Origin of the sequence: Streptomyces sp. CY-1, assembly GCF_047218265.1 — a bacterium.
Taxonomy (GTDB): Bacteria; Actinomycetota; Actinomycetes; order Streptomycetales; family Streptomycetaceae; genus Streptomyces; species Streptomyces niphimycinicus.
The window spans coordinates 5,250,336-5,275,333 of record NZ_CP178393.1; the positions used below are offsets into that span (position 1 = coordinate 5,250,336).

Sequence of the window (24,998 nt, forward strand, 5' to 3'; positions counted from 1 at the left end):
TTACCGGCTCCCGGCGTGGCGGAAGCGGGTCGTGCGGTGCACCGGATCGGTGTCGATCTTCGGGATGACGTGCTCGCCGATGAGCTTGACCGTGTTCATCGTGTCCTCGTAGCCGATTCCGATCGGCAGCCCGAACGACAGTTGGTCGGCCCCGGCCTGCTCCCACCGCTTGCACTGGCGGAAGACCTCGTCCGGGTCGCCGCAGATCATCAGCTCCTCGGCGATGAGGAGTTCGATGATCTCCTCGGTGTACTCCGGCAGCAGTTCGGGCCACTCCGGGATGCCGTCGGGGCGGGGGAAGGTGTCGTGGTAGCGGAAGAGCAGCGACTGGAGATAGTTGAGCCCGCCGCCGACCGCGATCTCGACGGCCTTGGCATGGGTCTCCGCGCAGATCGCGGTGGAGGTGACCATCACGTTGTCGTTGACGAAGCCGCCGACCGGCTCGGCCTCCTTGATCGCGTTCTTGTAGGAGTCGAGGACCCACTCCATGTCGGAGACCTTCTGGATGGAGAAGCCGAGCACGCCGAGGCCCTTCTTGCCGGCCATCGCGTACGAGGGCGGCGACCCGGCCGCGTACCACATCGCCGGGTGGGAGCCCCCGTACGGCTTGGGCAGCACCTTGCGCGGCGGCAGCGACCAGTGCTTGCCCCTGAAGCCCTGGTACTCGTCCTGGAGCCACATCTTGGGGAACTCGGCGATCGTCTCTTCCCAGATCTCCTTGGTGGCGTTCATGTCGGTGATCCCCGGGAGGAAGCCGAGGATCTCGTGGCTGCCCGCGCCCCGGCCCGAGCCGAACTCGAACCGGCCGCCGGAGAGATGGTCGAGCATCGCGACCTTCTCGGCGACCTTGACCGGGTGGTTCACCTGCGGCAGCGGGTTGAAGATGCCGGAGCCCAGGTGGATGCGGTCGGTGGCGTGGGCGAGATAGCCGAGGTAGACATCGTTCGCGGAGAGGTGGGAGTACTCCTCCAGGAAGTGGTGCTCGGAGGCCCATGCGTACTTGAAGCCCGACCGGTCGGCCTGGATGACGTACTCGGTCTCCTCGACGAGCGCGTGGTGCTCGGCCTCGGGGTCGGTTCGGCGTCGGCTTTCAGGGACGTATCCCTGCACAAAGAGTCCGAATTCCATGGAGGTTCACCGCCTCAGACGACTCAATCTGACGGATCGTCAGATCTTGATTGACTCTGGCACCGCGGACAGGGACCGTCAAGGGCCGCGGCCGCGCCGGACCCGGAGGGGGGCCTAGAAGACCGAGACGCCGGTCAGCCAGCCGCCGTCGACGACGAACGGCTGGCCCGTCACATACGACGAGTCCTCCGAGGACAGGAAGAGCGCGAGCCGGGCCACCTCCTCCGGGCGGCCGATCCGGCCCAGCGGCACCAGCTTGCGGTACAGCTCGTCGACGGCCGCCGACGCCTCGGCGGTGTCGGCGGTGGGGTCGAGCTGGGCCGGGTTGGTCATGGGGGTGTCGATCGCGCCCGGGCATATCGCGTTGACCCGGATGCCCTTGTCCGCGAGCTCCATCGCCGCCACCCGCGTCATCCCCACCACGGCCGCCTTCGTCGCGGCGTACGAGGTGAGGAAGGGCATACCGGACAGGGCCACGTACGAGGCGGTGTTCACGATCGTCCCGCCGCCCGCCGCCGCCAGCTCCGGCGCGAGGGTCCGCATCCCCAGGAACGCCCCGACCTGGTTGACCTGGACCACCTCCAGATACTCGGAGAGCGGGGTGCTGACCAGCTCGTTGAAGCGGAGGATCCCGGCGTTGTTGACAAGGCCGTCCACCGCGCCGAAGGCGTCCTTGGCGGCCTCCACGGCGGCGTTCCAGTCGTCCTCCCGGCCCACGTCCAGATGGACGAAGCGGGCGCTCTCGCCCAACTCCTTGGCCAGCGCCTCGCCCGGCTCGTCCAGCACGTCGCCAAGGACCACCCGCGCGCCCTCCGCCACGAACAGCCGCGCCTCGTGCTCTCCTTGTCCGCGCGCCGCCCCGGTGATGACGACGACCCGCCCGTCCAGCTTGCCCATTCCGTTCTCCCTAGTCATCGAGGTGCGGAGCGACATCGGCGGCGAAGGCCGCCATCTGGTCGGTCAGTTCGGTGTGGTCCCGGCAGCGGAACCGCACCTGGATCTGGTCCACCCCCATCGCGGCGTACGCGCGCAGGCTCTCGGCCAGCCGCTCCGGCGCGCCGGTCAGGGTGCGGCGCCCCACGTCCCAGCCGGGCTCGCCCACATACAGCGGTTCGGTGATCGCGCCGATCTCGGCGGGCTCGTCGATCCCCGCCTCTTCCCGTAGCGCGCACAGCCGGGCGATCTGGCCGGGCAGCCGGTCCCGTGGATCGCCCTGGGGCAGCCAGCCGTCGCCCCGGATCGCCGCCCGGCGCACCGCCGCGGGCGAGGAGCCGCCGATCCACAGCGGGGGCCGTGGCGTCTGGGCGGGGCGCGGGGCCTGCCCCAGACCGCCGAACGCGAACCGCTCCCCGTGGAAGTCGGGGAACTCCTCGGGCCCCAGCGCCGCCTTCAGCGCGTCGACCGTCTCGTCCAGCAGCGCCCCGCGCCGGGCGAAGTCCACCCCGAGCGCCTCGAACTCCTCCCGCACATGCCCGGCCCCGACCCCGAGGATCAGCCGGCCGCCGGAGAGGTGGTCGAGCGTGGCGTACTGCTTGGCACTCAGCAGCGGATGCCGCAGCGCGGCCACCGCCACATGACTGAGCAGTCGCACCCGCTCGGTGGCCGCGGCGAGCCAGCCGAGGGTGGCCACCGGGTCGTACCAGACGGTGCCCATCGCGGCGGCCAGCCGCCGTGGGATCGCGACATGGTCGCAGACGGCGAGGTAGGCGAAGCCGAGCCGGTCGGCGGCGCGGGCGACCGCGAGCAGTTCGGCCGGGCCCGCCGCCGCCTCCCATGGCTCGGCGTAAAGGGTGGACTGCGACTGGACGGGCAGTTGCATGCCGTAGCTCAACCGGCCCCGGGGCAGGACGCGCATGCCGGGCCTCCTCGTCGGTGGACCGCCATCGTCGTATCGGACGTCGGCCATAGTGATATCTGACGGTTCATCAGACAAGGGGTACGGCGGCCTCGTCCCGCATGGGGAGCCCTGCTAGCGTACGAGCGTTCGGACCTCGGGCCCATCGCCCGCCGCCCCGCTCAGGGGCCACCACGGGGGGCACAGTAAGGGGCACACAGAGGGGCACGTGATGATCGAGACGGTCTTCCGCTGCGACGATCTGCCCAGGGCGGATCGGTTCGACTTCTGGCGCGAGCAGATGACACAACTCCTGGCGCCGATGGAGATGAGCAGCGACCACACCGGTGACTTCCGGGGAGAGGTGCGCATCCTCGAATTCGGCGCCGCCTCCGTGTGGCCCACGAAGTTCCGTGAGATGAACTTCCGGCGGACGCCCAAGCTCATCCGGCAGTCCGACCCCGAGCTGTACCACTTCTCGTTCATCCAGGAGGGAAACCTCCAGGTCTCCCAGTCCCGCCAGGAGGCCGCGCACAGCGCACAGGGGCTCTATGTCGTCGACACCTCACGCCCCTTCGACTGCCTGGCCTTCGGCGGCCCTCCCGGAGGCGTGGGCCTGGAGATCCCCAAGGCCCTGATCCCGGTCCCGCACGACCGGATCGACCGGCTGCTCGCCCAGCCCATCCCGGCGCGCGAGGGCGTCGGCGCCCTGCTGACCGGGTTCCTCGCCCGGCTGGCCGCGGACCGCGGCTCCTACGGCCCCTCCGACGGCCCGCGCCTGGGGACCGTACTGATCGACCTTGCGGCGGCGCTGCTCGCCCAGGCCGTCGAGGCCGACGACGCCCTGCCGCTCGAGACCCGCCGGCAGGCCCTGGCCTTACGGGTGCAGGGCTTCATCCAGCGGAACCTGTCCGACCCGGAGCTGTCACCGGCCACCATCGCCGCCGCGCACCACATCTCCGTCGGCCATCTGCACCGCCTCTTCCGCGCCCGCGACACCACCGTCTCCGCATGGATCCGGCAGCAGCGGCTGGACCGCGTCCGGCGCGACCTCACCGACCCCGGCCTGCACACCGTCCCGCTCCATGAACTCGCCGCCCGCTGGGGCTTCGCCCACCCCGCCGTCTTCAGCCGCACCTTCCGCGCCACGTACGGCATGCCGCCCAGCGACTACCGCCACCTGGCGCTGGTGTCCCGCGCGCCGGGCGCAACCCCGCGGCGCCCGGTGCGCACGGACTCCCGGCCCTCCGCACCACCCACGGCCCCTGTCACTTCGTAAGGGGTGGGTGACGGCGCTGGGAGGGGGAGGGCCGGTATGTCCCACAGCCTGCCGGAGCACCCGGAGGGTGTCATTGACCGGCAGTGACCGCTTTCTTGCTCCTCCGTGACCATGGCGCCACGGAAGCCTGTCGGCCCTACCCCCCCGGCGCCCCCGCCCAGAGCCCGTCCGCCGTGAGCCCCAGCAGGTCGATGGCGTTGCCGCGCACGATCCGATCCACCACATCCGGCGCCAGATGCCCCATCTGCGCCTCGCCGACCTCGCGCGACTTGGGCCAGGTGGAGTCGGAGTGCGGATAGTCCGTCTCGTACAGCACGTTGCCGACCCCGATCGCGTCGAGGTTGCGCAGCCCGAAGGCGTCGTCGAAGAAGCATCCGTACACATGCTCCGCGAACAGCTCGGACGGCGGGCGCAGCACCTTGTCGGCCACTCCGCCCCAGCCCCGGTTCTCCTCCCACACCACGTCGGCGCGCTCCAGGATGTAGGGGATCCAGCCGATCTGGCCCTCCGCGTACATCACCTTGAGGTTCGGGAAGCGCTCGAACTTCCCGCTCATCAGCCAGTCGACCATCGAGAAGCAGCAGTTGGCGAAGGTGATCGTGGAGCCGACCGCGGGGGGCGCGTCGGCGGAGGTCGAGGGCATCTTCGAGGAGGAGCCGATGTGCATCGCGATGACCGTGCCGGTCTCGTCGCACGCGGCGAGGAAGGGGTCCCAGTCGTCGGTGTGGATCGACGGCAGCCCCAGATTCGGCGGGATCTCCGAGAAGCAGACGGCCCGCACCCCGCGCGCCGCGTTCCGCCGCACCTCGGCGGCGGCCAGCTCGGCGTCCCACAGCGGGACGATGATCAGTGGGATCAGCCGGCCCCGGGCCTCGGGGCCGCACCACTCCTCCACCATCCAGTCGTTGTACGCCCGGACCCCGAGCAGCCCCAGCTCGCGGTCGGCGGCCTCGGTGAAGGTCTGCCCGCAGAAGCGGGGGAAGGTCGGGAAGCAGAGCGCCGACTGGACGTGGTTGACGTCCATGTCCGCGAGCCGGTCGGGCACCGAGAAGGAGCCCGGCCGCATCTGCTCGTAGGTGATGGCCTCCAGCTTGACCTCGTCCCGGTCGTAGCCGACGGCGGTGTCCAGCCGGGTCAGCGGCCGGTGCAGCTCCTCGTACACCCACCAGTCCGCGAGCGGCCCGTCGTCCCCGGGCGCGCCCATCTTCGGGGCGAACCGGCCGCCGATGAAGGTCATCTCCTTCAGCGGCGCCCGGACGATGCGCGGCCCGGTGTCGCGGTACCTCGACGGGAGGCGGTCCCGCCAGACGTGAGGGGGCTCAACCGTGTGGTCGTCCACCGAGATTATCTTCGGGAAGCTCTCCATGACTGCACGGTAGCGCTGATCTGACGGATCGTCAGCTCACCGGACACCTCCCGCGAGGATCGGGGGATGCCACGGACACGTCGAACTCTTTACTGACGTACGGCCCACAGGCACGGCAGACTGGCCGTACAGCGAGGAAGCGTGTGCGGGGGGCACCATGGTCGGCGAGGAGCGCCTGGGGCGGCGGACAGGTTCCACCGGATCCGTACCGGACCGGCGGTGGCGCGGTGACGAGGCGAGCCTCGCCCTCGGCGAGGACCCGGACCCCGCCCTCGACCGGACGCGGATCGGGCTGGAGTGGGAGAGCGGCTACGGCGCCGAAGTCGTGCCCGGGCTCCGGCCGCACGCGGCCCCTGGGCCCGCCACCGGCTTCTCCCGGCCCACCGCCGTCGGCCGCCCGCAGCGCCCCCTGGCCGTGGGCACCACCGCCGTCCGACCCGCGCAACTGCCCGCCGCGGTGGCCGACTTCACCGGCCGCGAGGATCTCGTACGGGAGCTGAACGACCGGCTCGCGACCCCCTCCGAGCGGCCGGCCGCCATCGCCGTCGCCGGTATCGGAGGCATCGGCAAGACCGCCCTGGCCGTCCATCTCGCACACACCGCCCGCCACCACTTCCCCGACGGTCAGCTCTACGTGGACCTCGGGGGTGCGGGCTCCTCCCCCGCCGACCCCGAAACCGTGCTCGGCGCCTTCCTGCGCTCGCTCGGCATCCCCGACGCCGCCATCCCGGACGGCACCGAGGAGCGCGCCGCGCTCTACCGCGCCGCTCTCGAGGGCCGCCGGGTCCTCGTCCTGCTGGACAACGCCCGCGAGGCCGCCCAGGTCCGGCCGCTGCTCCCGGGCGAGGGCGCACCGGAGTGCGTGGCGCTGATCACCGGCCGCGCCCGTATGGGCGACCTGGACCGCGCCCACCTGGTCGACCTGGACGCGATGAGCCCGACGGAGGCGTTCGCCCTCTTCGCACTGATCGTGGGCGAGGAGCGGGCGATGATCGAGCGCGCGGCGGTCATGGAGGTGGTGGCGTCCTGCTCCTTCCTTCCGCTCGCCATCCGCATCGCGGCCTGCCGGCTCGCCTCCCGCCGCACCTGGACCGTCTCCGTTCTCGCCCGCAAACTCGCCGACGAGCGGCGGCGGCTGGACGAGCTGCGGGCCGGGGATCTGGCCGTCACGGCGACCTTCGGACTCGGCTACGGACAGCTCGACCCGGCCCAGGCCCGCGCCTTCCGCCTGCTCGGCCTGGTCGGCGGCCCGGACATCTCGCTGCCGGCCGCGGGCGCGGTGCTCGGCCTCGACGTCGAGGAGACCGCCCGGCTGCTCACCTCGCTGGTGGACATCTCGCTGCTGGAGTCCGCCGTACCGGGGCGCTACCGCTTCCATGACCTCGTACGGCTCTACGCACGGGCCTGCGCGGAGCGGGAGTCGCGGGCGGCGGCGGAGCGCGAGGAGGCGCTGTCGCGGCTGCTGGACTTCTACCTCGCCACGGCGGCGCGGGTGTACGCCATGGAGCGGCCCGGGGACCGGATGGTCGAGCACCTGGAGCCCACCGGCCATCCCGGGCTGTGCTTCGAGACCTCCAGAGCCGCCCTGGACTGGCTCTTCGCGGAGGGCGACTGCCTGCTCGACTGCGTGCCCAGGTGCACCGGGGAGACCACCCGCCGCCGCGCCGGGGATCTGCTGCTGGGCGCGCTGGACCTCGCCGAGTCCGGGGCCCGGCCGCGGCAGTACGAGACGGTGGCGCGGGCGGCCGGCGACGCGGCCCACGCCGCCGGGGACTCCCGCACCGAGGCCCGCGCCCGCTCGGCGCTGGGGCATCTGTACAGCTTCACGGGCCGGTACGCCCAGGCCGAGCGCGAGCTTCGGCGCGCGCTGGAGCTGGACGGCGAGGATCCGGTGATCGCCAGCCGCGCCTCCAACCAGCTCGGCATCGTCACCAACGGCCTGGGGCGGTACGACGACGCGGAGCGGTTCCTCGGACAGGCCCTCGACGCGTTCCGCGCCGATGCCAACGAGGCCGGCGAGGCCAGCGCCCTGGCCAATCTCTCCCGGCTCCATGTGAGCCGGGGCCGCACCCGCAGCGGGGTGGAACTGGCCGAGCAGGGGCTCGCCATCTACCGCAGGCTCGGCGCCCCGCTGCGGCTCGCCAACGGGATGTACACCCTCGGCATCGCGCTGACGCGGGCCCACCGTCTGGAAGAGGCGTCCGTTCATCTCACCGAGGCGCTCGACCTGTTCCGCGAGGCCCGTCAGCCGCTGTGGGAAGGCATGGCCCATTTCCGGCTGGCCGAAATGCATCTGGCAGCACATCGCCCCACCAAGGCGGTGGCGCACGCCGAGCAGTCCCTCGCCCTGGGCGGCCTCGGCGGCGAATGGCGGCGCTTCTCCTTTCTCACCGTTTTATCGAAGGCCCTGCTGGCGGCCGGACAGCGCGGCCGGGCCCAGGAGCACTGGAGTCAGGCACAGGCCCTTCGCGAACGGCTGGGCTCACCCGAGCCCGAGGAGGTGCGCCAACTGCTGGCGACCTCGGCGCCCGACCTCCCGGCGCCAACGGATCTCAATCCCGGCCATCGGGAAGCCTTTGGAGTCGGCCCCCCGGTGTCCGAAAGCGAGCGCCGGAACTGACGATCCGTCGGTCTTCGGAGGTCTCGAAGTCGGGCGGGCCTTGTGGAGAGGTCCGGCCCCTACTGACGTGAGGGGTATCGGCAAGGCAAACTGGCCCGTGCAACTGGGAGCAGAGGCAGGGGGAGACCATGACCGGCGAGAAGGAGCGGGCGCAGGAGCAGTCCTTGCGCTTCACCGTGCTCGGACCGGTACGGGCCTTTCGGGGCGAGGAACAGCTCAGCACCGGATCACCGCAGCAAAGAGCCCTGCTCGCCGCTCTGCTGCTGCGCGGCGGGCGCACCGCCACCGCCCCCGAACTCGTGGACGCCCTGTGGGGCGACGATCCGCCGGACGCCGCGATCGCGGCGCTGCGCACCTACGCCTCCCGGCTGCGCAAGGCGTTCACCCCGCATTCGGACATCCTGGTCAGCGAATCGGGCGGCTACGCGGTCCAGGTGGGCCTCGGGGCCCTGGACATCGACGTGGCCGAGAGCCTGGCGGCGGAGGCGGAGAAGGCCCGGCACTCGGGCGACCGGCTGCGCGCCCATGAACTGATCGGCCGGGCGCTGGACCTGTGGGACGGTGAGGCCCTGGCCGGGCTGTCGGGGCCGTACGCCACGACCCAGCGCGCCCGGCTGTCGGAGTGGCAGCTCGTGCTCACCGAGACCAGGCTCGATCTCGACCTGGAGCTGGGCCATCACACCGAGGTGGTCTCCGAGCTGACCGCGCTGACCGCCGCCCATCCGCTCCGGGAGCGGCTGCGCGAGCTGCTGATGCTGGCGCTCTACCGCAGCGGCCGGCAGGCCGAGGCCCTGGCGGTGTACAACGACACCCGGCGGCTGCTCGCCGAGGATCTCGGCGTGGACCCCTGCGCGGAACTGTCCGACCTGCATCAGCGCATTCTCCAGGCGGATGCCGAGCTGGCGGTCCCGGTGGACGACCGCACGCACGCCGGGCCCAGCTTCGTACGCCCGGCCCAGTTGCCCGCGACGGTCGCGGACTTCACCGGCCGGGTCGCCTTCGTCGAGGAGCTGAGCGATGAGCTCGCCACCGCCGAGGGGCGTGTCATGGCCGTGTCAGCCGTGGCCGGAATCGGCGGGGTCGGCAAGACGACGCTGGCCGTGCACGTCGCCCACGCGGCCCGCGCCCACTTCCCCGACGGCCAGCTCTACATCGACCTCCAGGGCGCCGGCCCGGTGCCCGCGGAGCCCAACGCGATCCTGGGCGCCTTCCTGCGCGCCCTCGGCACCCCGGACAGCGCGATCCCCGAGGGCATCCACGAGCGTGCCGCGCTCTACCGCTCCATGCTGGACGGCCGCCGGGTGCTCACCCTGCTCGACAACGCACGCGACGCCGCGCAGGTCAGGCCGCTGCTGCCCGGTACGCCCGGCTGCGCCGCGCTGATCACCAGCCGGACCCGGATGGTCGACCTGGAGGGCGCCCACCTGGTCGACCTGGATGTGATGAGCCCCGAGGAGGCGCTGGTCCTCTTCACCCGCATCGTGGGCGCGGAGCGGGTCAGTTCGGAGCGCGACGCGGCCATGGACGTGGTGGCGGCATGCGGCTTCCTGCCGCTGGCCATCCGGATCGCGGCCTCCCGGCTGGCCTCGCGCCGCACCTGGACCGTCTCCACACTGGCGCGCAAACTCGCCAACCAGCGCCGCCGGCTGGACGAGCTGCGGGCGGGCGACCTGGCCGTGCGGGCCACCTTCGAGCTGGGCTACGGCCAGTTGGAGCCGCCGCAGGCCCGGGCGTTCCGGCTGCTGGGGCTGGCGGACGGCCCCGACATCTCGCTCGCCGCGGCGGCCGTCGCCCTGGAGCTGGACACCTTCGACACCGAGGAACTCCTGGAGTCCCTGGTCGACGCCTCCCTGCTGGAGTCCGCGGCGCCCGGCCGCTACCGCTACCACGACCTCGTACGGCTCTACGCGCGTGACCGCGCGGAGCGGCACCAGTCGGCCGCGGAGCGCGAGGCGGCCCTCTCCCGGCTGCTGAGCTTCTACCTCGCCACTGCGGCGCGGGTGTACGCCATGGAGCGGCCGGGCGACCGGCTGGGCGACCATCTGGCCCCGGCCGACCACCCCGGCCTGGTCTTCCCGCATCAGGACGCCGCCTTGGACTGGCTGTTCACCGAGGCCGACTGCCTGCTGGCCTGCGCCCAGCAGGCCGCCTCGGGCACCACCCTGGGCCGGGCCGCGGATCTGCTGCTCGCCGCCATGGACCTGGCCGAATCCGGTGCCAACGCCCCGCGCTACGAGGCCGTCGCCCGCGTCGTCAGCGAAACGGCACATACGGTCGGCGACACCCGGGCCGAGGGCCGGGCACGCACCTGCCTGGCCAAGGTGCGCAACCTCACCGGCCGGCTGGAAGAGGCCGACGCGGAGGCGGAGCGCGCCCTGGCCCTGGGCTCCACCGTCGAGGACCACGTGACCATGGGCCGCGCCCTCACCGAGCGCGGCATCATCGCGCACCTCAGCCGCACCCGCTGGGACGACGCGGAGCGGCACTTCCTCCGCGCCATCGACGCCTACCGGGCCGTGGACGACCAGCCCGGCGAGGCCAGCGCGCTGTGCAACCTGTCCCGTGCGTATGTGGAGATGGGCCGCATCGACAGCGCCGTGGAACTGGCCCGGCAGGGCGTGCGGATCTACGGGAGCCTGGGCCGCACCCTGCGCCTGGCCAACGGTAAGTACGCGCTGGGCATCGCCCTGTCCGGGGCCGGAAGCCTGGCGCACGCACTGGAGCAGCTCACCGAGGCCCTCGGCCTCTTCCGTGAGCACCGCCAGCCGCTCTGGGAGGGCATGACCCACCAGCGGATGGCCGAGGCGCATCTGTCCATCGGGCGCCCGGCGGAGGCCGCCACCCACGCCGAACAGGCCCTGGCCCTGCGGGGCATCGGGGGCGAGTGGCGCCGGGCCATCGTGCTGACGCTGCTCGGCAGGGCGCTGCTGGAGCTGGGCCAGAACGAGCGCGCGGATGCCTGCTGGCGTGAGGCGCTGTCGATTCACGAGCGGCTCGGGGCACCGGAGGCGGAGGACGTCCGCGGGCTGCTGACCCCCGCGACCGCGGCATAATCGCGCGCCCCGTCAACCGTTCATCAATCGTTTATCGCTGTCCGGGAGTCTTAGTACCGGTCGACCCGTCCCCGCGGGGGGCAGACGGGTCGGTTGCGAGGTCACACCGTAAGGTGGGCGGCCCTTTTGAGACACCTGTCCGGCGACCCACGGGGGAGTCGCCGGGCGGGTGTCAACGGGCCTCTACCGACCAGAGCATCCGATGGAGTTGATCGTGACAGACACGGACAAGAAGCCCCAGTCCGACACCTACCGACCACTGGAAGCCGACCCGGCGGCCCTCACTCCGCAGGACGAGGGCCACACGCCGGCGCCACCGCAGGTGGTCACCCAGGGCGAAGGCCACACGCCCGCGCCGCCGCAGTTGATCACGCAGGGGGAGGGCCACACGCCCGCGCCTCCGCAGTTGATCACGCAGGGGGAGGGTCACACCCCGGCGCCGCCGCAGCTCAGCACGCAGGGGGAGGGCCACACGCCCGCGCCGCCGCAGCTCAGCACCAAGGGCGAGGGTCACACCCCGGCGCCGCCGCAACTGAGCCCCAAGGGCGAGGGCCACACTCCCTCGGCACCCCAGTAGGCGCACCACGGAACGTCGTTCGTATCCAACAGGTAACCGCGGGGCCGATGTCGATGACGCGGAGGGGACGTCATCGGCGTCGGCCCCTCTGTGCGGTCACCTCCGGACGAGCGGCTTCACGCACCACCGGGCGGACCCCCTTTCCGCCAAGCTTCGACCAGTTCCGGCCAGATGGCCGAACACACGTACCCCTCTTTGTTAATTTGCAGTACAAAATAGATAATCACCCCCCGTATCGGAGGAACCGGAATGACTCGTGCCACAAAGGGCATTGCGACCTTGATTATCGCGATAGGTGCCGCGGTCGGAGCGACAAGCCAGACAGCCGCATTCGCGGCTGCAAGCGATAGTCACACCCCTATCGTCGGCGCGGACAGTAGCGAATTCGCCACTGCCGCCGCCCCGGCCCCGCAGGGCGAGGGCCATGCCCCCACCAGCCCGCGGTAGGCGCGGCGAGACGGCTTACGACGCAGGCCGAAGGGGCCGGGCGAATCTGCCCGGCCCCTTGCTGATGCCCTGGTGGTGATGCCCTCTTGGCGACGCCTTGTTGACGCCCCCTTGGTGGCGCCGTGCCCGCGGACGCCTTCGGCGGCGAGTGAGGGCTTTACGAGGGTGACCGGCCCGCGCGCAGCTCGGCCTTGAGGATTTTGCCGCTGGCGTTACGCGGCAGCTCGGCCAGAAACACCACCTGCCGCGGCACCTTGTAGTTGGCCATTTCCCGGCGCGACCAGGCGATCAGGTCGTCCGCCGTCAGCGTCGAATCCGGGCGGCGGACCGCGTACGCCTTGGCCACCTCGCCCAGCCGCGCATCAGGGATGCCGACGACGGCGACATCGGCCACATCGGGGTGGCGGGCGATGAGTCGCTCGATTTCGGCGGGATAGGCGTTGAAGCCGCCGACGATGAACATGTCCTTGATCCGGTCGGTGATGCGCAGATTGCCCTGCTCGTCCATTACCCCGACATCGCCGGTCCGCAGCCAGCCATCGGGGGTGATGGTGCGGGACGTGGCGATCGGATCCTCGAAGTAGCCGGGGGTGATGTGGTAGCCGCGGACCCAGACCTCGCCCGGCCGCCCCGGCGGGAGTTCGCGTCCGGTGGGGTGGGCGATCTTGACCTCGGTGTCCGGGATCGCGCGGCCCGCCGTGCCCGCGATGATCTCGGGCGGATCGCCCCGTCGGCACATCGTGACGGTGCCGGACGCCTCCGTCAGACCGTACGCCGTCAGGACCGTGCCGACCCCGAGTTCCGAGCGCAGCCGTTCCACCAGCTCCAGCGGGACCACGGCGGCGCCGGTGACCACCAGGCGCAGCGTGGACAGGTCGTGGGCGGCGCGGGACGGGTGGTCGAGGAGCGACTGGTGGAGAGTGGGCGGGCCGGGGAGGACGGTGATGCGCTCGGCGGCGATATTGGCCAGGGCGGTCTCCACACTGAAGACCGGCTGCGGCACCATCGTGGCGCCGCGACTCAGACAGGCGATGATGCCCGCCTTGTAGCCGAAGGTGTGGAAGAACGGGTTCACGATCAGATAGCGATCACCCGTCGCCAGCCCCGTGATCTCGCTCCAGGTGTCGAAGACGCGCACGGTCTGGAAGTGCGTGGTCACCACGCCCTTGGGCCGGCCGGTGGTGCCGGAGGTGAAGGTGATGTCGGAGGCGTCCGTGGGGCGCACCGCCTCCGCCCGGGACCGGACCTCCTCCGGCGGTACCGCGTCCCCCAGCGCCAGGAAGTCCTTCCAGGTGCGGAAGGACTCCGGGCCGTTGTCGGCGAGGACGACCACCTCCCGCAGATAGGGCAGGCGCGGCAGCGGGCCATGCCCCGCCCCCTCCCCCGCCGCCCGGCGCAGCGAGGCCACATACGAGGTGCCCAGGAAGGTGCCGGTGATGAAGAGGTGCGAGGCCCGGGTGCGGCGCAGCACATACGCCGCCTCGGCGCCCTTGAAGCGGGTGTTGATGGGCACCAGCACGCCGCCCGCGGTGACCGCGCCGAGCGCCGCCACGATCCAGTCGGTGGTGTTGGGCGCCCAGATCGCGGCGCGGTCGCCCGGTTCGAGACCCGAGGCGACGCACGCGGCCGCGGCGCGTTCGATCCGGGCACCCAGCTCGGCGTACGAGATCCGGGCGCGGCCCTCGACCACGGCCTCGGCCGGGCCGTACCGCTCGACCGCCGCCCGGATCAGGGCCGGGATGGTGTTCCCCTGTGCCATCCGTTGCATCGGACCGCTCCCCTCCCCGGAACCCGGGACGGACGACCCCACTAGCTGACTACCCGTCAGATTAGCGGTAGCCTTCCCCGCTGTCAGCACCGGTGAACGCGACGACGGAGGCGGCCATGGGGGCGACGGAGACGACGGCGGGGGCGACAGCGGGGGCGGGGGCGACCTTGAAGGACGTTACGGCGATAGCGGGCATCGGGCAGACCCCGTTCGCCAAACGCCTCCCCGAATCCGAGAAGACCCTGGCCTGCCGGGCGATCCTGGCCGCGCTCGACGACGCCGGCATCGCCCCGTCCGAGGTGGACGCCTTCGCCTCGTACACCATGGAGGAGACCGACGAGGTCGAGGTCGCCAAGGCCATCGGCGCCGGGGATGTGACCTTCTTCAGCAAGGTCGGCTACGGGGGCGGCGGTTCCTGCGCGACCGTCGCGCATCTGGCCGCCGCGATCGCCACCGGACAGGCGAGCGTCGGGGTGGCCTGGCGGTCGCGCAAACGCGGCAGCGGACCGCGCCCCTGGACCAACACCCGGGCGCAACTGCCCACCCCGGCCCAGTGGACCCGGCCGTACGGACTGCTGCGCCCGGCCGATGAGATCGGGCTGCTGGCCCGGCGCTATATGCATGAGTACGGCGCGACCCGCGATCACTTCTTCAATGTGGCGCTGGCCTGCCGCAACCGGGCCAATCAGAACCCCGCCGCGATCATGTACGACCGCCCGCTGACCCGCGAGATGTATATGACCGCGCGCTGGATCAGCGAACCGCTCTGCCTCTTCGACAACTGCCTGGAGACGGACGGCGCGCTGGCCTGTGTGGTGGTGTCGGCCGAGCGGGCGCGCGACTGCCGGCAACGGCCCGTGTACGTGCACTCCGCCGCCCAGGGGCTGCCCGCCCAGCACCACGGGATGGTCAACTACTGGAACGACGACCCGCTGACCGGCCCCTCCTGGACCGCCGCCCGCCAGTTGTGGAAAACCGCCGACTTCGGGCCCCAGGATGTGGATGTCGCGCAGATCTACGACGCGTTCACCCCGCTGATCCCGCTCTCCCTGGAGGGCTATGGCTTCTGCGCCCGCGGCGAGGGCGCGGCCTTCACCGAGGGGGGCGCGCTGGAGATCGGCGGACAACTGCCGCTCAACACCGGCGGGGGCGGCCTCAGCGAGGCGTACGTCCATGGCTTCAACCTCATCACCGAGGGGGTCAGACAGTTGCGCGGCACCGGCACCGCCCAGGTCCCCGGCGCCGAGACCTGCCTGGTCACGGCGGGTGAAGGGGTCCCCACATCGGCCCTGCTGCTGAGGAGTTGACCGACGCCATGACACAGATGGACACGACGACGGACACCACGACCGGCGCGACAACGGACACAACGGCTGACCCGACGACGGCCGCGAGCGGCGGAGGCGAGGGGTCCAACGGGCTGCTTGCGCCCATGCCCGACGAGGACGGGGCGCCCTTCTTCGCCTACGCGGCCCGCGGCGAACTGCGCGTCCAGTGCTGCGCCGACTGCGGCGAACCACGCTTCCCGCCCCGGCCCTGCTGCCCCCACTGCCAGTCCTTCGACTGCCTGTGGAAAAAGTTGAGCGGCCGTGGCCGGATCTGGTCGTATGTACTGCCCCATCCCCCGCTGTTGCCCGCCTACGCGGCCCAGGCGCCGTACAACGTCGTCCTCGTGGAGCTCGCGGACGCCCCGCGCATCCGGCTGGTGGGCAATCTGGTCGCCGCCGCGGACGCCGCGCTGAACTCGGTCCCGCCGGAGCGGATCCGTATCGGCGCACCCGTGAAGGCCGCCTTCCACGCGACGGAGGGCGGGCTCACGGTGGTGCGCTGGCTGCTGGAGCGGCCATGACGGTCCGCACCCGGGTGGAGGAGAGCGGGGTCGCGGTCGTCACCCTCGACCGGCCCGAGCGGCACAACGCCATCGACCTGGAGACGGTCGGCGAACTGACGGCCGTATGGCGGCGCTTCCGCCACGACGACGCGGTCCGGGCCGTCGTCCTCACCGGCGCGGGCGGCCGGGCCTTCAGCACCGGCATCGACCGCTCGGTGGAGGTCGCCCAGCCGCCGTCGCCCTACGCGATGGACGATCCGCTGCGCACCGTCGGACCCAAGGCCAACGACCTGTGGAAGCCGGTGGTCGCGGCGGTGGCCGGGATGGCGTGCGGCGGGGCGTTCTATCTGCTGGGCGAGGCCGAGTTCATCGTCGCCGACGAGACGGCGGCCTTCTTCGATCCGCACACCAGCTATGGGATGGTCAGCGCCTACGAGGCCGTCTATATGGCGCAGCGGATGCCGATGGGCGAGGTCGCGCGGATGGCGCTGATGGGGACCGCGGAGCGGCTCTCGGCCCGGCGGGCGTATGAGACGGGCCTGGTCAGCGAGGTGGCCCCGGCCGGTGAGGCCCTTACGGCGGCCATCCGCGCCGCGTCGGTCATCGCGTCGTACCCGACGGAGGCGGTGCAGGGGACCGTAAGGGCGCTATGGGCGGCGAAGGAGGCGGCGCTGGCCCAGGCGCTCGCCCGGGCCCCGCAGTTGATCGCGCTGGGCAATCTGCCGCCGGGGCGCCAGGCCGCGCTCTTCGCGGCCCGTACGCCCGGCTTCCGTACCCGGTGAGGCCACCGGCCCCGGATCGGCTCCTCGGGGCCTCAGGTGGAGCTCGGGTACTTCAGCGCCGAGGTCACCTTGCAGGTGAAGGACGTCTGCTCGGTGAGGTAGCGGTAGGAGGTGGCGCTGAGGGACTGGCTGCTGCCGGACGCCACGGTGACGGACTTGTAGTCGGATCCCAGCAGGCTGCCGCCGCTCTGGTTCTCCCACTCGATGGTGATCGAGTAGTGCATGGACTGCGTCTCGGGGTTCCTGACGTTCAGGGTGTACTGGAACGAGTGGGTCGACTCGTCGTAGTCGCAGCCGCTGGCACTGATGTCGTTCGTGCCGTTCGAGTTGTAGGTGGGCGGCGCGGAGTAGGTGTAGGAGGGCGTGGGGGCCCCGTACGACGGCACGTCGAGGTCGGAGGGGACACCGCTGGGCAGGTCGGTGGGCGCGCCGGAGGGCAGCCCGGAGGGGAGGTCGGTGGGACCGGACGCCGGGTTGTCGCCGCCGCTCCCGCCCGAGACGAACCCGCCGAGGCCGCTGTCGTGGCTTCGGCCCTTCTTTCCGCAGCCGGTCAGTGCGATGAGCCCGACCAGGGCGACGGCGAATATCCGCATGGAGCGGCGTTGCATGGTATTACCCCCGTTGAAAAGACACATTCAAGCCAGCCATGGCCGGTTGACAAGTGCACGCCACCCTAGCAACGGGTTTGGCTACCCCAAAGTCACCTACAGGCGCGCCCGGCCCGACTCTCAGAGGACGGAGACGACCTCACACCGCGCCACGGTTCCCGACACCGAGGGATCATCGAGCGGCACCCTTACGGTCCTCGACTTCCCCGCGGGGACCCGCACATCGGCGCGCCCGGAGGTCAGGGTCGAGCCGTTCCGGTCCTGGAAGCTCATGTCGACGAGGTAGGTGTCGGCCGCGCCCGAGCGGTTGCGCACCTTCACGGTCGCCGCCGGACGGCCACTCTTGTCCTTGCCCGCCTTGCCCGCGCAGCTCACGACGGTCGCCTGGGGCCCGTTGGACGACGCGGTGCCGCCCGAGGAGCCGCTGGACGCGCTGTCGCCGTAGTCGTCATCGTCGTAGTCGCGGTAGCGGGAACCGCCGGAGCCCGAACCGGTGGTGGAGCTCTCGTCGTCGGAGTCCGAGTAACCGCCGGAGCCGGAGCCGGAACTGGAACCGGAGCCCGATCCCGAATGGTGCGAGGAGGAGCTGGAACAGCCGCCCCCGCCGCCCCCGTGGCCATGGCCACGCCCCTTGAACCCGGTCAGCGCCACCAGCACCACGGTGAGCACGGCCGCCAGCCGTAGACCACGCCGCATCACAGACCCCGTCCCCCGAAGACCGCGCAGAGAGTTACCCATCGACCTCCCGGCTCCCAGGAGGTCGATGAACGCCCGCAACCGTAGCAGGAATTGTCAGGGACACGGCCCGCGACCAGCCGTTCCCGGCGTATCGCCGCCGGGGTCGGTCAGGCCCGGCCGCCCGAAGGCCGGGACTGTCCCGTGCCCTTGACCGCGTCCAGCGCGTAGACGCAGCGGTCCTTGCTGCACGCGTACACCACACCCCCGGCGGCCACCGGCGACCCGGTGATCTCGCCGCCGGTCGCCAGCTTCCAGCGAAGCTGTCCGCCCGCCGCGTCCACCGTATAGAGACAGTGGTCGGCCGAGCCGAAGTGGACCCGGCCGTCGGCGACCACCGGCGAGCCGATGACCTCGCCGCCCGCCGCGAACCGCCACTTGGGCGTGCCGGTGACCGCGTCGAGCGTGTAGAGCGCGCTGCCGCTGCCCAGATGGACCGAGCCGTCGGCCACCAGCACCGGCTCGATCGACTGCCGGGCCTCGGTGGCGATACGCCAGCGGTCGCGGCCGTTCGCCGCGTCCAGCGCGTACACCGTGCCCAGATAGTCGGCGATGTAGATGCCGCCGCCGGTCACCGCGGGCCCCGGCGCGTACGCGGGGGCGCACAGGAAGACGGCGGGCGCCTCGAAACGCCACCGCACATCCCCGCGGGCGGCGTCGAGCGCGAGCACCCGCGTCCCCGCCGAGACATAGACCACCCCATCGGGCGCCGCCAGCAGACGCAGCGGCACACCACCGCACGACGCCGCGTCGCCCACCGGATACGACCAGCGCTCCGCGCCGGTGCGCGCCTCCAGGGCGCGCAGCCGCGCGTCCGCCCACACATACACCGTGCCGTCATGGACGGCCGGGCCGGACTCGGGCGTCTCGAAGTCGGTCTGGAGACCCTGCATCTCCCACAGCAGCTCGCCATTGGCCGCCTCCCACGCCTGGACGCCACCGCCGCGCGTCCCGGTGACGACCGTGCCGCGGTCGACCTTGAGGGAGTAGACCCAGCCGTCGGTCGACAGCCGCCAGCGCTCGGCGCCGTCCTCCGCGTCCAGCGCGTACAGCGTGGGGCCGTCGGAGGCGTGGATCCGGCCGTTCTCCACGGCCATCGCCCACGCCACGTCGCGCGTCTTGAACTGGCGCCGGCCGGTCGCCACATCCAGCGCGTGCACCTCGAACGAGGTCACATACAGCAGATCGCCCGCCACCGCCGGGGTGCCCCAGACATCGTTGGACATCCGGAACCGCCACGGGCGCCAGCGGCCGTGCCCGGCTCCCGCGGCATGCGGCTCGGGCGGCTCGGCCGGCGGGGAGTGGGTCGGCGGCGGGACGGCGGCCATGCCGTCGCCTCCGTTCAGCCCTCCGGTGGTCACCCCGGCCGGCGGGCGCACCCAGCCGGTCGCGGGCCCGGTGCCGTGCTGCGGCTGCGGGTCCCGCGTCTGGTCGGCCCGGAGCCCCGGGCCGATCGGCACCTGCGAACCGGGCAGCCGCACCGATCCGTCGGCCCCGGCGGGCGCCGGGGCGGGCGCGGCGGCGGACGGGGCGGCGTGCCGCCCGGGCCCGATGGAGCCCAGCGCGCTCGGCGGGCTCGCGGCCTCCGGCGCGCGCAGGCCCCCGCGCGGATCGCCCACGCCCACGGGCTCCCAGCCGCCCGCACCGGCGGGCCCGGCCGCGCCGTGCCGCCCGCCATGGCCCTCCGCGGGGCCTCCCGCGGCGGGGGCGTACGAGGGCGGCGGCGTGGGCGGACGCTCCGGCGGAAGCGGCGCGGACGGCCTGCTGCCGTCGCTCGCGGCGTGCCCGGGACGGCCCCCTCCGGCCGCGGGCCGGGTGGCGCCGCGCACCTGGTTGCGGCCGCTGCGCTTGCGCTCGATGAGCGCGACGGCGCCGGGCGGCAGCCAGGCCGAGGCCGTACCGCTGTCGTCGGCGTTGGAGGCGAACAGATGCGGGGCCAACTGGGACTGGAGATCCGCCGGGGACGGCCGCCGCTCGGGCTCCATCTGCATGCACGACTCGATGAGCGGCCGCAGCTCGTCGGGCAGCCCGGCCAGGTCGGGGCCCTCGCGCAGCAGCATGAACACGGTCTCCACCGGGTTGGCGCCGTGGAAGGGCGCGTGCCCGGTGGCCGCGAAGGTCAGGGTCGAGCCGAGCGAGAAGATATCGCTCGCGCCCGTCACGCTGCGTGAGTCGCGCGCCTGCTCGGGCGACATATAGGCGGGGGTGCCGACCGCGACGTTGGTCATCGTCAGCCGGGTGTTCGAAACACCGGAGGCGATACCGAAGTCGATCACGCGCGGGCCGTCCTCGACGACCAGCACATTGGACGGTTTCAGATCCCGGTGGACCAGGCCCGCGCCATGGATGGACTGGAGCGCCTCGGCGACCCCGGCCGCCAGCCACCGCACCGCCTGGGCCGGCATCGGCCCGCACTCGTTGACGATCTCCTCGAGGGAGGGAGCCGGCACATAGGCCGTGGCCAGCCAGGGCACCGCGGCACGCGGATCGGCGTCCACGACGGCGGCCGTGTAGAAGCCGCTGACCGCGCGGGCCGCCTCCACCTCACGGGTGAACCGGACACGGAAGAGCTGGTCCTCGGCGAGCTCGGTCCGGACCGTCTTGATCGCGACCCGTCGGCCCGATGCCGAGCGGGCCAGATAGACCAGCCCCATGCCGCCCGCGCCGAGACGGCCGAGCACCTCGAAAGGGCCGATCCGCCTCGGATCGTGCTGCGTAAGCTGCTCCACCACTTGCCTGCCACCTCCCCGTGGGGGCTTGAAAAAATACAGCCCCGTGCAGCGTCTCACCGACAAACCAACCGGCGGCACGCATCCTGCATTCTCTCTGGCGAAGGCGGCGGTTGCGAACCCGGGGGCGAATCGTCGTGTCATCGGGCGATACGGAGCCGGGGACCGTGCGGTTCGACCAAGGATCATCTAAGTGCCCTCAGGCCCGTATCGCCCAGTCCTCCGGGCCCGGTTCAGCCTGCCGTCGAGGTGTCGATGACGGCGAAGGCCGCGCCCTGATTGTCCACAAGGACCGCGAAACGCCCGTACGGCGTATCTTCGGCGGTCTTGAGAACCCGCCCGCCCAGCCGGTGGGCCGTGCGCAGCGTCCGATCGCAGTCCGCCACCACAAAGTACGTCAGGAAGTGGGCGGGCAGAACGGCCGGGTACTCCTCGCCGATCACGACGCGTCCGCCGATCGCGTGACGGGGGTCCGGGGGCTCTCCGTGCGGCGTCCACAGGACCACATCGGCCGACCCGCCCTCGGCGGAGGGCTCCATCCCGTATCCGAAGACCGCCTGGTAGAAGGCGTCCACGGCGCGCGGCTGACGGGTGTGGACCTCGGTCCAGCCGTACGAACCGGGCCCGCCGCGCCGCCCGAAACCGGCGTGGCTGCCCGCCTGCCAGATCCCGAAGACGGCGCCGCCCGGGTCGGCGGCCGTCGCCATGACGCAGAACCGGTCGATCCACACCGGCGGGGTGATCACCCGGCCACCGGCCTCGCGGATCCGGGCGGCGGTCGCGGCGGCGTCCCGGGCGGCGAAGTAGATGTTCCAGACGGTGGGCATCCGGCCGTCCGGCTTGGGGACCAGCCCCGCGACCTCCTTACCGCCGAGGAGGGCACGGGTGTACGAGCCGTAGTCCGTGGCGATCTCCTCGAAGGCCCAGCCGAACAGCTCACCGTAGAAGCGCCGGCCCGCCGCGAGGTCGGACAGCAGCACATCCGCCCAGCAGGGCACGCCTTCCGCGAATGCCGCCATGGCCCGGGTCCTCTCGCGTCCCTCGGTCCTCGGAGTCGGTCAATCGGAGTTCGGTCCTCGGAGCTTGCTCACAGCCCGTTTGGAGACGCTTGGCGCGTGTTTGGAGCCGCTTGGCTCGTTTACCTCACTTGCCACGCTAACGGGGGATCGCCCGGTCTGCTCGCCCTGGAACTCGAACTATTTGGCCAATCCTTTCCGCGCCAAGGCGGATCCGACCGCGTCATCCACCGTCGTTATCCACAGCCTGTTGATAACACAATTCACACGTGTGGGTGAGCGGTGATTGAGGGCTTGACGACGGCGGACAGGGATCGGAATCAGCCATTCCAGCCTGCTCAGCGAGGCTCACAAACCCTCTCATCCCGCCCTAACCCCATTTGCACGCAGCCGAATCGCGCTCCGATCACCCCTCGGTAAGCTGACGGCATGACAGGACAAGTACGCACAGTCGACGGGCGGGTGGCCGGTCGTCGCGGGCAGGCGACGCGGCAGAAGCTGCTCGACTGCCTCGGCGAGATGCTCAGCACATCCCCGTATCGAGACGTCAAGGTCATCGATGTCGCACGTAAGGCAGGGACCTCGCCTGCGACGTTCTACCAGTACTTCCCCGATGTGGAGGGCGCCGTCCTCGAGCTCGCCGAGGAGATGGCGAAGGAGGGTGCGAACCTGACCGATCTGGTCGCCGACCGCTCATGGGCGGGCAAGTCCGGCGCGGCGGCGTCGGAGGACCTGGTCGAGGGGTTCCTCTCCTTCTGGCGCAAACATGACGCCATCCTGAGGGTGGTCGACCTGGGCGCCGCCGAGGGCGACAAGCGGTTCTACAAGATCCGCATGAAGATCCTCAATTCCGTCACCAACTCGCTTACGGACGCCGTCAAGGAGCAGCAGGCCAAGGGCCGGATCGACGACGATCTCAACCCCGGGGCCATCGCGGGCTCGCTGGTCGCGATGCTGGCCGCGGTCGCGGCGCACCAGAAGGGCTTCCAGAGCTGGGGCGTCAAGCAGGCCGACCTGCGGCCGAGCCTGACCTGGCTCGTCCACCTCGGCGTCACCGGGCGCAAACCGCCGAAGTAACGAATCCGCACCCTTCCCCTGCCCCCTGCCTCGGCCTCTCCCCGCCGGTCTCTCGATACCGGCCGCCCGGCCGAGCCCGCACGTCCTGTCACGCCGCGGCGGATCACTCCCGAGTGATCCGCCGCGGCCTTTTTGCGCCCACTCCGGCCGCCACCGGCCCTGGGGCCGCCGAGGAGGGGTGGGTAGGGCCAGGTGGAGGACGGGGGCCGGATGGCGGGCGGCGGACCGGCTCAGGGCTCCTCGGCGCGGTGGAGGCGGAAGAGGCGGATCTCGCGCTCCACCCGCGACTGATAGCTCGCGTACGGCGGCCAGAAGGCGAGGGCCGCCGCCCAGGCCGCCTCGCGCTCGGCGCCCTCCAGCAGCCGTGCCCGGACGGCGATGTCCCGGCCCCGCCAGCTCATCTCCGCTTCCGGGTGCTTCAGGAGGTTCGCGGTCCAGGCCGGATGGCCCGGGCGGCCGAAGTTGCTGCCGACCAGAAGCCAGGTGCCGCCGTCCTCCGGCATACAGGCCAGCGGCGTACGGCGGGGAAGCCCCGACTTCGCGCCGCGCGCGGTAAGGATCACACCGGGCAGCATCCGCGCGCTCGGCAGCACCTTGCCGCGGGTCAGCCGGTGGACGGTGCGGTCGAAGGCGGGGATGACATGGGGCGCGACCTTGGCGAAGGCGCGGGTCGAGGACACCTTCCGGACCAGCTTCACGCCGTAACCGGCCATCAGACCGTCACCGCCTTCCGCGGCCCGTCACGCCCATCGCGCCTGTCAGGGCCATCGCGCCCGTCACGCCCATCGTGCCCGCTGTGTCCGCTCTGGCCACCGTTCCCCGCGCGCCCGTCGTGGCCACCGTAAGGAGCGCGATCGGCCGTGCCGAAGAGTCCCTCCCGTTCCGCGGCCCGGGCCCGCAGCCGGTGGACGGGGCCGAAGAGCAGCTCGTCGGAGGCGGCCCGCTTGAAGTAGAGATGCGCCTCATGTTCCCAGGTGAAGCCGATGCCGCCATGGAGCTGCACCGCCTCGGCCGCCGCCATGCGCTGCGCCTCCAGCGCCTGTGCGAGCGCGAGCCCGCCGGCGACCGCGGCCTCCGTGCCCTTCGCACCGCCCAGGGCCGCGCCCGCGCCCTCCGCGCCGCCCTGGGCGGCGGCCCAAGCGGCGTAGTAGGCCGCCGAACGGGCCGCCTGGACCGCGACGTACACATCCGCCAGCCGGTGCTTGACCGCCTGGAACGAGCCGATCGGGCGGCCGAACTGCTCACGCGCCCGCACATAATCGACCGTCCGCGCGAGGGCCGCGTCCGCCGCCCCCACGGCCTCGGCGGCGAGCACGGCCGCGGCCGCCGTGCCCACTGCCGCCAGCGCCTCCGCGACCCCGTCCCCGCTCCCGCCGCCATCCACCCCCAGCAGCTCGGCGGATACGTTCCGCAGCTCGATACGGGCCTGCGGGCGCGTCGCGTCGAGCGCGGTCAGCCGGGTGCGGACCAGCCCGTCAGCGCCCGGCGTAACCCCGTCCGCCCCCGCCGGGACGAGGAACAGCAGTGTCCGGCCGCGGGTATAGCCCCCGGCGCGGGCGGCGACCAGCAGCAGCTCGGCGCTGTGCCCGCCCAGCACCTGCTCCACCTGCCCATACAGCCGCCACCCGGCACCGCCGTCGCCGTCCGGGCGCGCCTGGACACCCCCCGCGCGCCCCCCACCGGCCCACGCGCTGTCCCGTGCTCCTACGAGCCCGAGCGCTTCCGACAGCGCGCGCCCCGGCACCGCGAGCGCCGCTGTAAGGGCGCCCTCCGCGATACGCGGCAGCAGCTCGGCGCGCTGCGGCTCCGTCCCCACCGCGGCGACCAGGGGCGCGGCGAACACGGCGGTGGCCAGTAGCGGCGAGGGCAGCAGCACGCGCCCTGTCTCCTCACAGGCCAGCGCCAGCTCGGTGACCCCGCAGCCGACGCCCCCGTACGCCGCCGGAAGGGCCAGGCCCGGCAGCCCGAGCGTCCGGGCGAGCCGCCGCCACAGGGCCCCGTCGTAGCCGGGCGCGGTATGGACCGCCGCCTTGACCTCGTCCGGCCCGCATCGCTCCCGCAGGAGTGTGCGCAGCGTACGGCGGATCTCGTCCTGTTCCTCGGTGAACGCGGCGTCCATCGGCGAGCACCTCCCGCTATCTGACGGAC

At 72.1% G+C, this 24,998-nt stretch carries 19 protein-coding genes; 8 read left to right on the plus strand and 11 right to left on the minus strand.

The genetic code is table 11. From position 1 onward, the window contains the following. From ACK1X7_RS22385 to ACK1X7_RS22395, 3 genes are all read right to left on the minus strand, one after another. Positions 1-1,128, minus strand: a complete 1,128-nt coding sequence (locus ACK1X7_RS22385; RefSeq protein WP_216344741.1) for an LLM class flavin-dependent oxidoreductase — start codon at positions 1,126-1,128, stop codon at positions 1-3. Between the two features lie 114 nt (positions 1,129-1,242). Continuing rightward, a complete protein-coding gene (locus tag ACK1X7_RS22390) occupies positions 1,243-2,025 on the minus strand; it encodes an SDR family NAD(P)-dependent oxidoreductase (protein WP_390795496.1) in 783 nt (260 codons plus the stop codon). Positions 2,026-2,035: 10 nt separating this feature from the next. After that, a complete protein-coding gene (locus ACK1X7_RS22395; protein WP_385139088.1) occupies positions 2,036-2,983 on the minus strand; it encodes an LLM class F420-dependent oxidoreductase in 948 nt (315 codons plus the stop codon). 211 nt (positions 2,984-3,194) lie between these two features. Between ACK1X7_RS22395 and ACK1X7_RS22400 the strand changes: the two genes are divergently transcribed. Further along, complete coding sequence (locus ACK1X7_RS22400; protein ID WP_385139091.1) at positions 3,195-4,241, plus strand: AraC family transcriptional regulator; 1,047 nt, start codon at positions 3,195-3,197, stop codon at positions 4,239-4,241. Between the two features lie 136 nt (positions 4,242-4,377). On the opposite strand, the gene ACK1X7_RS22405 is transcribed toward ACK1X7_RS22400, so the two are convergent. Further along, complete coding sequence (locus ACK1X7_RS22405) at positions 4,378-5,607, minus strand: amidohydrolase family protein (protein ID WP_385139094.1); 1,230 nt, start codon at positions 5,605-5,607, stop codon at positions 4,378-4,380. A 157-nt stretch (positions 5,608-5,764) separates the two neighbouring features. Between ACK1X7_RS22405 and ACK1X7_RS22410 the strand changes: the two genes are divergently transcribed. From ACK1X7_RS22410 to ACK1X7_RS22420, 3 genes are all read left to right on the plus strand, one after another. After that, positions 5,765-8,227 (plus strand): ATP-binding protein, encoded by a 2,463-nt coding sequence (locus ACK1X7_RS22410; protein ID WP_413115564.1) that lies wholly within the window; start codon positions 5,765-5,767, stop codon positions 8,225-8,227. 128 nt (positions 8,228-8,355) lie between these two features. Next, entirely contained in the window at positions 8,356-11,280 is a 2,925-nt protein-coding gene (locus ACK1X7_RS22415; RefSeq protein ID WP_398159742.1) for an AfsR/SARP family transcriptional regulator, read from the plus strand. Positions 11,281-11,494: 214 nt separating this feature from the next. Continuing rightward, positions 11,495-11,857: a hypothetical protein gene (locus ACK1X7_RS22420; protein ID WP_413115565.1), complete on the plus strand. Its 363-nt coding sequence runs from the start codon at positions 11,495-11,497 to the stop codon at positions 11,855-11,857. 604 nt (positions 11,858-12,461) lie between these two features. Here the strand turns inward: ACK1X7_RS22420 and ACK1X7_RS22425 are convergent. Beyond that, positions 12,462-14,072, minus strand: coding sequence for a FadD3 family acyl-CoA ligase (locus tag ACK1X7_RS22425; RefSeq protein ID WP_413115566.1), 1,611 nt, complete (start codon positions 14,070-14,072; stop codon positions 12,462-12,464). Positions 14,073-14,188: 116 nt separating this feature from the next. Here ACK1X7_RS22425 and ACK1X7_RS22430 point away from each other — a divergent pair, with 116 nt between their 5' ends. The 3 genes from ACK1X7_RS22430 to ACK1X7_RS22440 all read left to right on the plus strand — a co-directional run bounded on the left by ACK1X7_RS22430 (position 14,189) and on the right by ACK1X7_RS22440 (position 16,685). Continuing rightward, positions 14,189-15,379 (plus strand): lipid-transfer protein, encoded by a 1,191-nt coding sequence (locus ACK1X7_RS22430; RefSeq protein WP_413115567.1) that lies wholly within the window; start codon positions 14,189-14,191, stop codon positions 15,377-15,379. A gap of 125 nt (positions 15,380-15,504) precedes the next feature. Continuing rightward, complete coding sequence (locus ACK1X7_RS22435) at positions 15,505-15,921, plus strand: Zn-ribbon domain-containing OB-fold protein (protein WP_385139237.1); 417 nt, start codon at positions 15,505-15,507, stop codon at positions 15,919-15,921. Beyond that, positions 15,918-16,685, plus strand: coding sequence for an enoyl-CoA hydratase/isomerase family protein (locus ACK1X7_RS22440; protein ID WP_385139112.1), 768 nt, complete (start codon positions 15,918-15,920; stop codon positions 16,683-16,685). Before ACK1X7_RS22435 ends, ACK1X7_RS22440 begins: the two co-directional genes overlap by 4 nt. Positions 16,686-16,717: 32 nt before the next feature. On the opposite strand, the gene ACK1X7_RS22445 is transcribed toward ACK1X7_RS22440, so the two are convergent. The 4 genes from ACK1X7_RS22445 to ACK1X7_RS22460 form a co-directional block, all read right to left on the minus strand. Next, on the minus strand, positions 16,718-17,278 hold the full coding sequence (locus tag ACK1X7_RS22445) for a hypothetical protein (RefSeq protein ID WP_390795501.1): 561 nt from the start codon (positions 17,276-17,278) through the stop codon (positions 16,718-16,720). Between the two features lie 135 nt (positions 17,279-17,413). Further along, a complete protein-coding gene (locus ACK1X7_RS22450; protein ID WP_413115568.1) occupies positions 17,414-17,989 on the minus strand; it encodes a hypothetical protein in 576 nt (191 codons plus the stop codon). 149 nt (positions 17,990-18,138) lie between these two features. Then, a complete protein-coding gene (locus ACK1X7_RS22455) occupies positions 18,139-20,760 on the minus strand; it encodes a serine/threonine-protein kinase (RefSeq protein WP_390795503.1) in 2,622 nt (873 codons plus the stop codon). Positions 20,761-20,990: 230 nt separating this feature from the next. After that, on the minus strand, positions 20,991-21,776 hold the full coding sequence (locus ACK1X7_RS22460) for a VOC family protein (RefSeq protein WP_385139124.1): 786 nt from the start codon (positions 21,774-21,776) through the stop codon (positions 20,991-20,993). 426 nt (positions 21,777-22,202) lie between these two features. Between ACK1X7_RS22460 and ACK1X7_RS22465 the strand changes: the two genes are divergently transcribed. Beyond that, positions 22,203-22,850, plus strand: coding sequence for a TetR family transcriptional regulator (locus tag ACK1X7_RS22465; RefSeq protein WP_385139127.1), 648 nt, complete (start codon positions 22,203-22,205; stop codon positions 22,848-22,850). 230 nt (positions 22,851-23,080) lie between these two features. On the opposite strand, the gene ACK1X7_RS22470 is transcribed toward ACK1X7_RS22465, so the two are convergent. Next, positions 23,081-23,563, minus strand: coding sequence for a nitroreductase family deazaflavin-dependent oxidoreductase (locus tag ACK1X7_RS22470; protein WP_385139130.1), 483 nt, complete (start codon positions 23,561-23,563; stop codon positions 23,081-23,083). Further along, the gene (locus tag ACK1X7_RS22475) at positions 23,563-24,969 is read right to left on the minus strand and encodes an acyl-CoA dehydrogenase family protein (protein ID WP_413115569.1); all 1,407 of its coding nucleotides are present in this window, start codon (positions 24,967-24,969) and stop codon (positions 23,563-23,565) included. Before ACK1X7_RS22475 ends, ACK1X7_RS22470 begins: the two co-directional genes overlap by 1 nt. Between the last annotated feature and the right edge of the window lie 29 nt (positions 24,970-24,998).